Raw genomic sequence first — 13,436 nt, 5'->3', positions numbered from 1 at the left:
CCCGGAACGGAGAATCCCGAGTGACCCGCGACGCCGGTCAGACCTCGCCCGCCGCAGTGCTGTTCGACATGGACGGCACGCTCGTCGACTCCGAGAAGTTGTGGACCATCGCGCTGGACGACTACGCAAGGCATCGCGGGGGCGCGCTCACCGACGCCACCAGGGAGGCGATGGTCGGTTCCAACATGACGCGCAGCATGCGGATGTTGCTGGCCGATGCCGGGATCCCGGACACGGACGCCGAGGTCGACGCGGCGGCCCAGTGGGTCACGGCCCGCATGGAAGAGCTGTTCGAGCGGGGCCTGCCGTGGCGGCCGGGCGCGCAGGAGGCGCTGCGCGAGGCCCGCGAGCTGGGCATCCCCACCGCGCTCGTGACCTCCACGATCCGGTCCCTGACCGAGCTCGCGCTGGAGACCCTCGGCCGCGGCTCGTTCGACCTGACGGTCTGCGGCGACGAGGTGGACGGCAAGAACAAGCCCGACCCCGAGCCGTACCTGAAGGCCGCGCGGCTGCTCGGCGTGGACCCCGCGGACTGCGTCGCGATCGAGGACTCGCCGACCGGCGTGGCCTCGGCGGAAGCCGCCGGCTGCCTGGTGATCGCCATCCCGTGCGAGGTGCCGCTGCAGCCCGGCCCGCACCGGGTGCTGCGCGACTCGCTGGCGGACGTGGACTTCGCCGCCCTCGGCGAGCTGTTCGTGCGAGCGGCGTGATGATCGAAGTCCCGGTCGTCCTGGTCGGCTACGGTCCGGTCGGACGCGAGTACGCCGGACTCATCCGTTTCGACGAGACCGCGCGGCGGGCCGGGCGGTCGGTGCAGCCCCGGAGGCGCCGCGCTGGCCATGATCAAGGACACGCTCGGCGCGGCGCTGGAGGCGACCACCGGGTTCCGGTGAGTTGGCCACCAGATGACGTGTCGTGATGGAACCAGCAAACGACCGGGTCCGCCGTCGAGGCCGGCGACCCGGGATGCAAGGATCGTGCACTGTGAAGACCTTCGACGAGTTGTTCGCCGAACTGCAAGAACGGGCCCGCACCCGACCGGCGGGCTCGGCGACGGTAGCCGCGCTCGACGCCGGGGTGCACGCCCAGGGCAAGAAGGTCATCGAAGAGGCCGGCGAGGTGTGGATCGCCGCCGAGCACGAATCGGACGAACAGCTCGCCGAGGAGATCTCGCAGCTGCTGTACCGGCTGCAGGTCATCATGCTGGGGCGTGGACTGTCCCTTGAGGACGTGTACCGCTACCTGTGAACCCGACCCAGGAATAACCGAGGAGATCGAGTCCCATGCTGCGTGTGGCTGTGCCCAACAAGGGCACGCTGGCCGGTCCCGCATCCGAGATGCTCGCGGAAGCCGGGTACCGGCAGCGCCATGAGCAGCGGGACCTGACCGTCCTGGACACGGTCAACGAGGTCGAGTTCTTCTTCCTGCGCCCCAAGGACATCGCGATCTACGTCGGCTCCGGCGAGCTCGACCTGGGGCTCACCGGCCGCGACCTGGCCCGCGACTCCGGCGCGCCGGTCGAGGAGCGGCTCGCGCTCGGCTTCGGCGGCTCCAAGTTCCGCTACGCCGCCCCGGCTGGCCCGCACGAGTGGACCGTCGCGGACCTGCAGGGCAAGCGGATCGCCACCTCCTACCCGAAGCTCGTCGCCGACGACCTCGCGCAACACGGCGTGACGGCCGACGTCATCCGGCTCGACGGCGCGGTGGAGATCTCCATCCAGCTCGGCGTCGCGGACGCCATCGCCGACGTCGTCGGCTCCGGCCGAACGCTGCGCCAGCACGGCCTGGTGGCCTTCGGCGACCAGATCTGCAACTCCGAGGCGGTGGTCATCCAGCGGCGCGGCTCGGACGAGGAGCAGGCGAAGAACCAGCTCATCGCCCGGCTGCAGGGCGTGGTGTTCGCCCAGCAGTACGTGATGCTGGACTACAACTGCCCGCGCGAGCTGCTCGACGACGCCACCAAGGTGACCCCGGGCCTGGAGTCGCCGACTATGTCGCCGCTGGCCGACGACCGCTGGGTGGCGGTGCGCGCGATGGTCTCCCGCAAGGAGGCCCCGGCGATCATGGACCGTCTCGCGGCCGTCGGTGCCAAGGCGATCTTGTCGTCCGACATCCGCGCCTGCCGCCTTTAAGAGCCTGTCGGTGAATGGTCTGGGTGGGTGGTCGCTTAGCGGAACCTGAGAGAGGTTCCCTGGACTGCGGGTGCCCCTCCTGATGTATGTCCAATACACGGCGGAGGGGCCGTCCTCGCCAGAAAACCTCCCAGAACCCGCCGATGGTCGTCTTGGCAAGGTGAATGCAAGCGGCTACGCCGCTTCCAAAGGCGCGGACGGCATTCACCAAAAGGATCTAAGAATTCCCAGGCTCGTTCTGCAGCCCGGGTCCCGGACCGGTCAGTCGGTGCGGTCGAGGACGGATTCGGGGCCCGGGTCAGGCTCCGGCCAGCCCGGGTAGGGCGGCGGGGTGCCGCCGAAGGCCGGGCACAGCGGCTTGTGGTCACAGTAGTCGCACAGGCGGCTCGGATTCGGCCGGAAGTCGCCGGTCTTGCCCGCCCGCAGGATCGCCTGCCAGATCGCCTCCAGGGTGCGCTCGAAGCGGCGCAGCTCCGTCTCGTCCGGCGTGTACGCCAGCCGCTGCTTGCTGGCCAGGTACATCAGCAGCAGCTGGCGCGGGATCTCGCCGCGGGTGCGCCACAGCACCAGGGCGTAGAACTTCATCTGGAACATCGCCTTGGCCTCGCCGATCTCCCGCGGCGCGGCACCGGTCTTGTAGTCGACCAGCCGGATCTCGCCGGTCGGGGCCACGTCGACCCGGTCGATGAACCCGCGCAGCAGCACCCCGGAAGCCAGCTCGGTCTCCACCCGCAGCTCGCAGGCCGCCGGCTCCAGCCGCTGCGGGTCCTCCAGCTCGAAGTAGGCGTCCAGCAGCGCGTTCGCCGACTCCAACCAGCCCGCCAGCTCCGGGTCGCCGGGACCGTCGAACAGCTCGCCCAGCTCGGACTGCTGCGCGAGCAGCTCCTCCCAGGCCGGCTGCAGCAGCGCCCGCGCCCGTGCCGGGTCGCGCTCGGCCGTCGGCAGCCCGAACAGCCGCTCCAGCACCGAGTGCACCACCGTGCCGCGCACCTGCGCCTTGGTCGGCGTTTCCGGCAACCGGTCCACGGCGCGGAACCGGTACAGCAGGGGGCACTGCTTGAAGTCGCTCGCGCGGGACGGGGACAGCGCAGGACGCCTGGTCCCGCCGTCCTGGAGCGTTCCGTCTGTTGCCGCCTGCGCCGATTCCGCCATGGCCCGAAACCCTAAACGAGCGGACCGACACGCGATCACCCCCCGCACGGATCACAACCGCCTCACGCATGGCGCACTACCCTGCCTGCATGCCGTCGACCGCATCCCCGCCTGCCCGGCCCAAACCGAACGACGGCGGCCTGCTGCTGTGCCGCGTCGCCGGAGTGCCGGTGCTGCTTTCGCCGTCGTGGTGGCTCGGGGCGGCGCTGATCGTGCTGCTGTACACGCCGCTGGTGGGCCGGATCCTGCCGGACGCGGGCATCTGGGAGAGCGCGGTGCTGGCGGCGGTGTTCACCGTGCTGCTGGCGGTTTCGGTGCTGCTGCACGAACTCGGGCACTGCATCGTCGCGCTGCGCCTGGGGCTGCCGGTGCGGCGCGTCCGGCTGTTCCTGCTCGGCGGCCTGTCGGAGATATCCCGGACGCCGCCTAAGCCGGCCCAGGAGGGCCTGATCGCCGCGGCCGGGCCGGCGGTGTCGATGGTGCTGGCGGTGGCCACCGGCATCGGCTGGTTCGCCCTGGTGCCAGGCGGCGCGATCTGGTTGCTGGTGGCGCAGACCTGCGTGGCGAACCTGGCCGTGGCCGTGTTCAACCTGCTGCCGGGGCTGCCGCTGGACGGCGGCCGGATGCTGCGGGCGCTGACCTGGCAGATCACCGGGAAGCGCGGAGCGGGCACCACGGCGGGCGTGATCGGTGCGGGAGCGGTCGCCGCGGCCCTGATCGCCTGGGCGCTGGCCGGGCTGCTCGACGACGCCCAGGACCAGTGGCTGCGGCTGGGCGTCTGCGTGCTGATGGCGTGGTTCGTGGTGGCCGGGGCCAGTGCCGAGCACGCCGCCGAGCAGCGCAAGAGCTGGCCGGTGGGGCTGGAGCTGCGCGAACTGGTGCGGCCCGTCCTGCAGCTCCCGGCGGAGAGCCCGGTGGGCGATGCGCTGCTGGCGGCGGCGGGCCGGGGAGTGGTGCTGGTGCGCGCCGACGGCATCGCGGTCGGCCTGCTCGACCAGACCGCGGCTGAGCGGCTGGCGACCCACGCGCCCAACGAACCGGCCGAGCGAGCCGCCGAACCGGTGGACCCGGACACCATCCTGCTCGACAGCGAAACCCCGGACGCGATCCTGGAGCGCGTCCAGTCGGTGCTGGCCTGGCAGTTCCTGGTGATCGACGGCGAAGGCAGGCCGAGCGGAGTGCTGCGCCGCGAGGACCTGCGCAGCGCCTTGCGCTCCCGTCGCGGGTGACGGCGGGGTCTTCTCGCTTTGGCCATGCCCGCCACCCGCACCACTACCCGCACCGCCGGGCAAGCCGCTCCGGATACTCCTTGGCCCTTCTGCGACGATGGTGTGCTGTACCAGCGTGGAGAGTAGGCAGCAGTTGAGCAGCACCGCCAGCGGTGAGTTCCAGCCCGGCGACCGGGTCCAGTTGACCGACCCGAAGGGCCGCAAGTACACGGTCGTCCTGGAGCGGGGAGGGGAGTACCACACGCACCGCGGTGCGCTCGCGCACGACGACCTGATCGGCAAGCCGGAGGGCTCGGTGGTGGCCTCGGCGGGCGGCACGTCGTTCCTGGCGCTGCGCCCGCTGCTGGCCGACTACGTGCTGTCCATGCCGCGCGGCGCCCAGGTCATCTACCCCAAGGACGCGGCGCAGATCTTGATGTGGGGCGACATCCGGCCGGGCGCGCGGGTGCTGGAGGCAGGTGCCGGATCTGGCGCGCTGAGCTGCTCCCTGCTGCGCGCGGTCGGCCCGGAGGGCAGCGTCACGTCGTTCGAGGTGCGCGAGGACCACGCGGAGCACGCGGAGCGCAACGTGCGGCGGTTCTTCGGCGAGAAGCCGGACAACTGGACGCTGCAGCTGGGCGACGTGCGGGAGTACGACGGCGAACCGGTCGACCGGGTGGTGCTCGACATGCTCGCGCCGTGGGAGGTCCTGGAAACCGTCCACGGCAAGCTGCGCTCAGGCGGGGTGCTGATCGTCTACGTCGCCACGACGACCCAGCTGTCCCGGATCACGGAGGCGATCCGCGAGCAGCAGAACTGGACGGAGCCCCAGGCCTGGGAAACCCTCCTGCGCCCGTGGCACGTGGTGGGCATGGCGGTCCGCCCCGAGCACCGGATGGTCGCCCACACGGCGTTCCTCCTGACCGCCCGCCGCCTGGCCGATGGCGTGACCCCACCCCGGGTGCAGCGCCGCCCGAGCAAGGGCTGACGTGAAGCGGCCCGCCGCGATCCGGTTCCAGGGATCGGGGCGGGCCGCTACCGATTGATCAGGTATGGATCAGCAGAGCTTCCAGGAACCGTCTTCGACGACCAGCTTGAACTCCTCATCGATCGGCTGGTTGGGGATCATGTCGGCCACGTTCTGACCCATGATCTCGACGTCGGCGGTGATGCTCACGTTGCCGGTGATCTTGGCCGTGGCGGTGTTGTCGCCGTTGTCCTTGACCTCGCCCAGCTGCATCTCGATCTTCATGCCGTCGATCAGCTTCTGGATGTCGGAGTCGGTGACGCCGAATTCCTTGAGCTCGTCGAACTCGCCACTCTTGCCTTCGAAGGTGTCCAGCATCTTCTGGAAGTCTTCCTGGTCCTTCTTGCAGGCCAGCGGCTGCAGACCGGCGAAGTCCTTGGAGTTGATCATGTCGACGCCCTGCTGGGCGACCTTCCGGGGGTCGCCGGGGCCCCCGGTGAAGACCACGATCAGGGTGATCACCAGGCCGATGACGAGCAGACCGCCGACGCCGCCGAGGATCCAGGGGAGTGGGGATTTCTTCTTCGGGGCGTCGAAGCCCGGCTGGCCGAACCCTGCGCCCTGCGGCGGGTACGGGGGCTGCTGGCCGTAGCCCTGCTGCGGCTGCGGCCCGCTCTGCGGGTACGCGCCGCCCGGCTGCCCGTAGCCCTGCTGGGGCTGGCCGCCGCTGGGCGGGTAGGCGCCGCCGGGCTGCTGCGGCTGGCCACCGCTGGGCGGATACTGGCCGCCGGGCTGCTGCCCCCAGCCGCCCTGTCCGGGTGGCTGCTGCGGTGGGTACGTCATGGGTCCTCCCCCGTTTTGAAATTCTCAGATTGCGGGCTCACTGGTCGAGTTGGCAGACCTTCCAGGTGCCGTCCTCCACGATCAGGCCCATCGTCTGGTCCACAGTTGTGGACGATCCGTCGGCCTCGTAGGTTCCGGTCAACTTTGCGGTGGCCTGGTTGCCACGCTCGGTGACGTTGCCCAGCTTGATGTTGAACTTCCACTGCTTGAGCTGGCCCATGTCGTTGTCCAGCTGGGCCTTGTTGGACTGGCAGAACAAGCTGCTGACGCCGACGAAGTCACCGGCGTTGACCTTGTTCACGACCTCCTGGGCCACCGGGCGGGCCTCGCCGGGGCCGCTGCCCAGCCAGAAGAACACCCCGACGCCGATCCCGGCTATGACGACCAGCGCCCCGACCAGACCGAGGATCAGCGGCAGCTTCGACTTCTGCTGCTGCGGCGGCTCGACGTCGGCGAAGCCGCCCGGTTCCTGGAGCCAGGAACCGGGGCCGAACTCGCTGCCCCATTGCGGGGCCATGGGAGCCTGCTGCGGCTGTTCCTGCCCCTGCTGGCCCCAGCCGGTGTGCTGATTGCCGTACCAGGCGGGCTGCTGCTGGGGGGTTCCCGGCGGGCCCTGCTGCGGGAATCCGTTGCCCATGGGTTGCTGGCCCCACCCGCCCGGTTGAGGCTGTTGTGGCGGATAGGTCATGAACTCCTCCCCCGGAGTGGTGTTGAGTCTCGCGGCCGCGGTGTGCGCGGCGGCCGTAAGTAGATCAGAGCCCGCGGCGCGAGGTGCACGGAGTGGACTTTCGGCATCCAAACGTCACGGAGCGTTCTTCTCCGGCGTGAGTGGTGTCCGAGCGCAGTTGTTCCAAATGATGGGAGAAGTGCTGCGTGTGCCAACGTGCGGACCGCCGCAACGCCACCCGGTTGCCGGATCGGTTAACCCGGATGTCCGCCGACCGCCGCGATCCGCGTGGCGCCACGGAAAACCGGTGCTCGAGGGGCCGAGCGACCCGGCGCGGAACGTATCGAACGGACCATGATCGTCAACGCAACGTGTCCGCCCGGCCGGGGAATCGCGCGACCCACGGGTACCAACCTGGCTCACCTCGTGGGTATTCGCGGATTTTTGTGGCACGCTGGGCGATCCGGCAGGCATCAACGACGCCGCCGTCGTCGGTGATCGCCGGTACCGTGGTGGTACGAGCACGGGAGGAGGGTGCCGATATGCAGCACGACCGTCCCGGCAGCCGACCTGAGGAGGGCGGCGAGCAGTACAGCGCTGGCTCCGAACTCCGCAGCCAGATTCGTCTCCTCGAGGACGAGGTTGCGCTGCTGCGCCGCAGGCTCAACGAGTCTCCCCAACAGGTCCGGTTGCTGGAAAAGCGGCTGGCCGAGGCATCCGAGAGAGTGAGTCAGCTCACCGAACGGAACGCCAAACTCACCGAGACCCTGAAGGAAGCGCGGGGCCAGCTGATGGCGCTGCGCGACGAAGTCGACCGGCTCGCCCAGCCCCCTAGCGGCTACGGCGTGTATCTGCACCGCTACGAGGACAGCACGGTCGACGTGTTCACGTCTGGTCGCAAGATGCGGGTGGCGGTGTCGCCCAACGTCGAGACGGAGGAACTGAGACTGGGCCAGTCAGTGCGCCTCAACGAGGCCCTGACGGTGGTGGAGGCTGGTGCGTTCGAGCAAACCGGTGAGGTCTGCACCTTCCGGGAGCTCATGTCCAGCGGTGCCGGGGAGAGCCCCCGGGCGCTGGTGCTGGGCCACACCGACGAGGAACGCGTGGTGTGGGTCACCGAACCACTGGCCGCGTCCGGCCTGAAGGCGGGCGATTCGGTGCTGGTCGACAGCAAGGCGGGCTACGCCTACGACGTCGTGCCGAAGGCCGAGGTCGAAGACCTCGTGCTGGAGGAGGTGCCCGACGTCGGGTACCAGGACATCGGCGGTCTCGCCGGCCAGATCGAGCAGATCCGGGACGCGGTGGAGCTGCCGTTCCTGCACTCCGACCTCTACATCGAGTACCAGCTGCGGCCGCCGAAGGGCGTGTTGCTGTACGGCCCGCCGGGCTGCGGCAAGACGCTGATCGCCAAGGCCGTCGCCAACTCGCTGGCGAAGCAGGTCGCCGCCGCGCGCGGGGACGACGACGGTCAGGCCAAGTCCTACTTCCTGAACATCAAGGGCCCCGAACTGCTCAACAAGTTCGTCGGCGAGACCGAGCGGCACATCCGCCTGATCTTCCAGCGGGCTCGCGAGAAGGCCTCCGAGGGCACCCCGGTGATCGTGTTCTTCGACGAGATGGACTCGATCTTCCGGACCCGCGGCAGCGGGGTTTCCTCCGACGTGGAAACCACCATCGTGCCGCAGCTGCTCAGCGAGATCGACGGTGTCGAGGGGCTGGAGAACGTCATCGTCATCGGCGCCTCCAACCGTGAGGACATGATCGACCCGGCGATCCTGCGCCCGGGCCGGCTGGACGTGAAGATCAAGATCGAGCGGCCGGACGCCGAGTCCGCCAAGGACATCTTCTCCAAGTACCTGACCAAGACACTGCCGATCCACGAGGAGGACCTCAAGGAGTTCGGCGGCGACAAGGGCGCGTGCGTGGAGGCGATGATCCAGACCACGGTCGAGCGGATGTACGCCGAGACCGAGGAGAACCGGTTCCTGGAGGTCACCTACGCCAACGGCGACAAGGAAGTCCTGTACTTCAAGGACTTCAACTCGGGCGCGATGATCCAGAACATCGTGGACCGGGCGAAGAAGGCGGCCATCAAGTCGGTGCTGGAGACCCGCCAGCCGGGTCTGCGCGTGCAGCACCTGCAGGACGCCATCATCGACGAGTTCGCCGAGAACGAGGACCTGCCCAACACCACCAACCCGGATGACTGGGCCCGCATCTCCGGCAAGAAGGGCGAGCGGATCGTGTACATCCGCACCCTGGTCAGCGGGAAGAACCAGGAGTCCGGGCGGGCCATCGACACGGCCACCAACACGGGCCAGTACCTGTAAGGAAGCAGCCGGGGCCGCCATCCTCGCGCGGGTGGCAGCCCCGAGCTGTGCGGCGCGGCGACAGCGGTTACTTTCCAGGCATGATCCCAGCCCAACAACCCGTACAGCGCCTAGGACTCGGCCTCGCCGCGCTCGGCAGGCCCGCCTACATCAACGTCGGGCGCGCCGATGTGCTGCCCGTGCAGCGCACCGCGCAGGCGATGCGGGAACGCACCCGAACGGTGCTCGACGCCGCGTACGCCAACGGGATCCGCTGGGTGGACACGGCCCGCTCCTACGGCAGCGCCGAGCAGTTCCTCGCGGACTGGCTGCGCGAACGCGGCCACCAGGACGTCACGGTGTCCAGCAAGTGGGGCTACGCCTACGTCGCGCAGTGGCGCATCGAAACCGAGGTGCACGAGGTGAAAGAGCACTCGGTGGAACGCCTGCGCACCCAGTGGGCGGAGACCCGGACGCTGCTCGGCGACCGGATCGACCTGTACCAGGTGCATTCGCTGACCACCGGCAGCCCGCTGTTCGAGGACCTGGTGCTGCAGCACGAGCTGGCCCGGATCCGGGACGCCGGGGTGCTGCTGGGCTTCTCCACCAGCGGCGCGGCGCAGGGCGACACCATCGAACGCGCCTGGGAGATCGAGGTCGGCGGGCGGCAGCTGTTCGGTGCCGTGCAGTCCACCTGGAACACCCTGGAGCCGTCCGTGGGCCGGTACCTCGCCGAGGCGCACACGGGGGGCTGGCGGGTGCTGGTGAAGGAAACCCTGGCCAACGGGCGGCTCGCGGTGGACCCGCCACCGGCGCTGGCCAAGATCGCGGACCGGCACGGCGTGGGGACCGACGCCATCGCGCTCGCGCACGTCCTGCACCAGCCCTGGGCCGGCGTGGTGCTGATGGGCCCGGCCAGCGTCGAGCAGCTCGAGTCGAACCTGGCGGCGTGCCGGGTGGAACTGACCGATCGGGACATCGACGCGCTCCGGCCGCTGGCCCGCGACGCCGCGACCTACTGGGGCGAACGAGCCGACCTACCCTGGCACTAGAGTCGACCTACCCTGGCACTAAAGCGTTTCCCCGGGCGGGTCCGCAATTTCAATGGAAATCGAACCTTCGATTTCAATGGAAATTGCGGGGATCCGGGTCGTTGAACCACTCTTCCCGATCGTCGCATCCACCCTTCGAGGCACGCGCCGAATCGGGTCACAGTTCGGACCCGTCCGATACCTGTGGCGTGCGGCCCTCCGCTTGGTCGGTGATACCCCGTACGCTGCGTGGTATGCGGCGGATCATGGGAACCGAGGTCGAGTACGGCATCGTCGTGCCGGGCGATTCCAGCGCCAACCCGGTGCTGACCTCCACGCACATCGTGCTGGCCTACGCGGCGGCGGCCGACATCCCGCGGGCGCGGCGCGCGCGCTGGGACTACGAGGTCGAGTCGCCGCTGCGCGACGCCCGCGGGTTCGACCTCAGCGCCGCGGTGCAGCAGACCAACGGCTCGGACGGCGATGACCTCGGCGCGGCCAACGTCATCCTCACCAATGGCGCGCGGCTGTACGTCGACCACGCGCACCCGGAGTATTCGGCACCGGAGGTGACCAACCCGCGGGACGCGGTCATCTGGGACAAGGCCGGCGAACGCGTCATGGAGGAGGCGGCGATGCGGGCGGCCAGCGTGCCCGGCACCGCGCCGATCCAGCTGTACAAGAACAACGTCGACGGCAAGGGCGCCAGCTACGGCACCCACGAGAACTACCTGATGTCGCGCAGCACCCCGTTCACCTCCGTGATCGGCGGCCTGACCCCGTTCTTTGCGTCCCGCCAGGTTATCTGCGGGTCGGGTCGGCTCGGCATCGGGCAGGCGGGCGAGAAGGCCGGGTTCCAGCTCTCCCAGCGCTCCGACTACATCGAGGTCGAGGTCGGCCTGGAGACCACCCTCAAACGCGGCATCATCAACACCCGCGACGAGCCGCACGCCGACGCCGACAAGTACCGGCGGCTGCACGTCATCATCGGCGACGCGAACCTCGCGGAAACCTCGACCTACCTCAAGCTCGGCGCCTCCGCGCTGGTGCTGGACATGATCGAGTCCGGGCAGCGCTTCGACGACCTGAAGCTGGCCGACCCGGTGCAGGCCGTGCACCTGATCAGCCACGACCCGACCCTGAAGCAGACCGTCGAGCTCACCGACGGGCGCCGGTTCACCGGCCTGGACCTGCAGCGCGCCTATCACGAGCGCGCCGCCCGGCACCTCGACGAGCGCGGCGCCGAGCGGACGGCCCGCGACGTGCTGCAGACCTGGGGCGAGGTCCTGGACCTCCTCGGCGGTGACCCGATGGACTGCGCCGACCGGCTGGACTGGCCCGCCAAGCTGCGGCTGATGGAGAGCTACCGGACCCGCGACGGCCTGGGCTGGGCGTCGCCGCGGCTGCACATGATCGACCTGCAGTACTCCGACGTGCGGCTGGACAAGGGCCTGTACAACCGGCTGGTCGCCCGCGGCTCGATGAAGCGCCTGGTCAGCGAGGACGAGGTGCGGGACGCGGTCACCGCGCCGCCGGAGGACACCCGCGCCTACTTCCGCGGCCGGTGCCTGGAGCGCTACCCGGCCGAGGTGGCCGCGGCGTCCTGGGACTCGGTGATCTTCGACCTGGGCCGGGAATCCCTGGTGCGCATCCCGACGTTGGAACCGCTGCGCGGCACCAAGGCCCACGTCGGTGCGCTGCTGGAGGCCGCGGCCAGCGCCGAGGAGCTGGTCGACTCCCTGACCAAGGGGTGAGACTCCGGGAAAACCACGTTTTCGCACCGGTCAGGCCGGTGCGTTGATCGGAATACCGCTCGGCTGGGCGTGGGCTAACGGGTGTCGGATGGGTAGTGTTCACAGCAGGGTGTCCCTGCTGCGGGGACTACACCCGAAAATGCAACCACCGGGAGGGCAAGATGTCCCAGGAAAAGGTTCAGCGGCACGGCGGCGGCGAAGGCGACGAAGAGCAGGGCCCGGAGGCCGCCGGTCAGGAACGTCGCGAGAAACTCGGCGAGGACGTCGACGCCATCCTGGACGAGATCGACGACGTCCTGGAGGAGAACGCCGAGGACTTCGTCCGCGCCTACGTGCAGAAGGGCGGCCAGTAGTCCGCGGGTCCGATCCGACGCCGTCCGCACGGGCTGCTCCGGGCCGGCCCCTCCGGCCCGGCGTCGCCCGCTGCGCGCCGGGTCATGATTAGAGTGCTACCGAAGTCGCAAGCCCTTCGATCGGGAGACGATGTCGCTGATGGAACCGAGCTCGGCCCAGTTCCCGGGTCAGGCCCTGCCCGCCGCCTACCTCACGCCGGGGTCTTCCTCGTTCACCGACTTCCTCCGCGCCACCGCGCCCGAACTGCTGCCCGGCGGCCGGGCGGTGCCGGAGGGGACGGTGCAGGCCCCGCACGGCACCACGATCGTCGCGGTGGCCTTCCGCGGCGGCGTGCTGCTCGCCGGTGACCGGCGAGCCACGATGGGCAACCTGATCGCCCAGCGGGACATGGAGAAGCTGTTCGTCACCGACGCGTATTCGGCGGTGGGCATCGCCGGTACCGCCGGTGTGGCTCAGGAACTCGTCAAGCTTTACGCGGTCGAACTGGAGCACTACGAGAAGCTCGAAGGCATCCCGCTTTCGCTGGACGGCAAGGCGAACAAGCTGGCCACCCAGCTGCGCGGCAACCTGGCGGCCGCGATGCAGGGCCTGGCGGTGGTGCCGCTGTTCGTCGGCTACGACACCGAGGCCGAGGACCCCGACCGCGCCGGCCGGATCGTCTCCTACGACGTCGTCGGCGGCCGGTACGACGAGGTCGGCGGCTACCACGCGGTCGGTTCGGGTTCGCTGTTCGCGAAATCGGCGCTGAAGAAGCGCTTCGACCGGGACGCCGACCTGGACACCGCGGTGCGCTCCGCGGTGGAGGCGCTCTACGACGCGGCCGACGACGACACCGCCACCGGCGGTCCGGACGTGTCCCGGCGCATCTACCCGTCGGTCATCACGATCACCGGCGCGGACGGCGCCGTGCGGATGCCCGAGGAGCGGACCTCCGAGATCGCCACCGAGGTGGTCAACGGCCGGTTGGAGAACCCCGGCGGCTGACCCAGGCCAGATCCAACCCGCCTGCAGCGAGCTGA

14 protein-coding genes are annotated in these 13,436 nt (G+C 69.7%); 11 read left to right on the top strand and 3 right to left on the bottom strand.

Annotation, left to right across the window (positions count from 1 at the left end; all coding sequences use genetic code 11):
* The first annotated feature begins 20 nt into the window (after window positions 1–20).
* From ACRXBZ_RS07615 to hisG, 4 genes are all read left to right on the top strand, one after another.
* Window positions 21–710, top strand: coding sequence for an HAD family hydrolase (locus ACRXBZ_RS07615; protein WP_433878439.1), 690 nt, complete (start codon window positions 21–23; stop codon window positions 708–710).
* Entirely contained in the window at window positions 710–919 is a 210-nt protein-coding gene (locus ACRXBZ_RS07610) for a hypothetical protein (protein WP_433878438.1), read from the top strand. The genes ACRXBZ_RS07615 and ACRXBZ_RS07610 overlap by 1 nt, the downstream gene beginning before the upstream one ends.
* A 65-nt stretch (window positions 920–984) precedes the next feature.
* Window positions 985–1,248 carry a phosphoribosyl-ATP diphosphatase gene (locus ACRXBZ_RS07605; protein ID WP_168584456.1) on the top strand — a complete coding sequence of 88 codons (264 nt, stop codon included), beginning with the start codon at window positions 985–987 and terminating at the stop codon, window positions 1,246–1,248.
* A gap of 35 nt (window positions 1,249–1,283) precedes the next feature.
* Window positions 1,284–2,132: an ATP phosphoribosyltransferase gene (gene hisG, locus ACRXBZ_RS07600; protein WP_168584455.1), complete on the top strand. Its 849-nt coding sequence runs from the start codon at window positions 1,284–1,286 to the stop codon at window positions 2,130–2,132.
* A 261-nt stretch (window positions 2,133–2,393) separates the two neighbouring features.
* On the opposite strand, the gene ACRXBZ_RS07595 is transcribed toward hisG, so the two are convergent.
* Window positions 2,394–3,284, bottom strand: coding sequence for a RecB family exonuclease (locus tag ACRXBZ_RS07595; RefSeq protein WP_433878437.1), 891 nt, complete (start codon window positions 3,282–3,284; stop codon window positions 2,394–2,396).
* Between the two features lie 89 nt (window positions 3,285–3,373).
* Between ACRXBZ_RS07595 and ACRXBZ_RS07590 the strand changes: the two genes are divergently transcribed.
* Both ACRXBZ_RS07590 and ACRXBZ_RS07585 read left to right on the top strand, forming a co-directional pair.
* A complete protein-coding gene (locus tag ACRXBZ_RS07590) occupies window positions 3,374–4,513 on the top strand; it encodes a site-2 protease family protein (RefSeq protein WP_433878436.1) in 1,140 nt (379 codons plus the stop codon).
* A gap of 133 nt (window positions 4,514–4,646) precedes the next feature.
* A complete protein-coding gene (locus ACRXBZ_RS07585) occupies window positions 4,647–5,480 on the top strand; it encodes a tRNA (adenine-N1)-methyltransferase (RefSeq protein WP_433878435.1) in 834 nt (277 codons plus the stop codon).
* Window positions 5,481–5,549: 69 nt separating this feature from the next.
* Here ACRXBZ_RS07585 and ACRXBZ_RS07580 read toward each other — a convergent pair whose 3' ends face one another.
* Both ACRXBZ_RS07580 and ACRXBZ_RS07575 read right to left on the bottom strand, forming a co-directional pair.
* A complete protein-coding gene (locus ACRXBZ_RS07580) occupies window positions 5,550–6,302 on the bottom strand; it encodes a hypothetical protein (protein ID WP_433878434.1) in 753 nt (250 codons plus the stop codon).
* A 37-nt stretch (window positions 6,303–6,339) separates the two neighbouring features.
* The gene (locus ACRXBZ_RS07575) at window positions 6,340–6,990 is read right to left on the bottom strand and encodes an Rv0361 family membrane protein (RefSeq protein ID WP_433878433.1); all 651 of its coding nucleotides are present in this window, start codon (window positions 6,988–6,990) and stop codon (window positions 6,340–6,342) included.
* A 521-nt stretch (window positions 6,991–7,511) separates the two neighbouring features.
* On the opposite strand from ACRXBZ_RS07575, the gene arc reads away from it, so the two are divergent.
* The 5 genes from arc to prcB all read left to right on the top strand — a co-directional run bounded on the left by arc (window position 7,512) and on the right by prcB (window position 13,401).
* Entirely contained in the window at window positions 7,512–9,299 is a 1,788-nt protein-coding gene (arc, locus tag ACRXBZ_RS07570; RefSeq protein ID WP_168589730.1) for a proteasome ATPase, read from the top strand.
* 80 nt (window positions 9,300–9,379) lie between these two features.
* Window positions 9,380–10,330 (top strand): aldo/keto reductase, encoded by a 951-nt coding sequence (locus ACRXBZ_RS07565; protein WP_433878432.1) that lies wholly within the window; start codon window positions 9,380–9,382, stop codon window positions 10,328–10,330.
* A 233-nt stretch (window positions 10,331–10,563) separates the two neighbouring features.
* Complete coding sequence (gene dop / locus ACRXBZ_RS07560) at window positions 10,564–12,063, top strand: depupylase/deamidase Dop (RefSeq protein WP_168584448.1); 1,500 nt, start codon at window positions 10,564–10,566, stop codon at window positions 12,061–12,063.
* A 161-nt stretch (window positions 12,064–12,224) separates the two neighbouring features.
* The gene (locus ACRXBZ_RS07555; RefSeq protein ID WP_010310552.1) at window positions 12,225–12,416 is read left to right on the top strand and encodes a ubiquitin-like protein Pup; all 192 of its coding nucleotides are present in this window, start codon (window positions 12,225–12,227) and stop codon (window positions 12,414–12,416) included.
* A 139-nt stretch (window positions 12,417–12,555) separates the two neighbouring features.
* Window positions 12,556–13,401, top strand: a complete 846-nt coding sequence (gene prcB, locus ACRXBZ_RS07550) for a proteasome subunit beta (protein WP_433883822.1) — start codon at window positions 12,556–12,558, stop codon at window positions 13,399–13,401.
* Window positions 13,402–13,436: the final 35 nt, after the last annotated feature.

The sequence above is a fragment of the Saccharopolyspora hattusasensis genome (genome assembly GCF_050972075.1).
Classification (GTDB): Bacteria; Actinomycetota; Actinomycetes; order Mycobacteriales; family Pseudonocardiaceae; genus Saccharopolyspora; species Saccharopolyspora hattusasensis.
The sequence above is the reverse complement of the archived record's forward strand: the minus strand, read 5'-3'. Positions and strand labels throughout refer to the sequence as shown.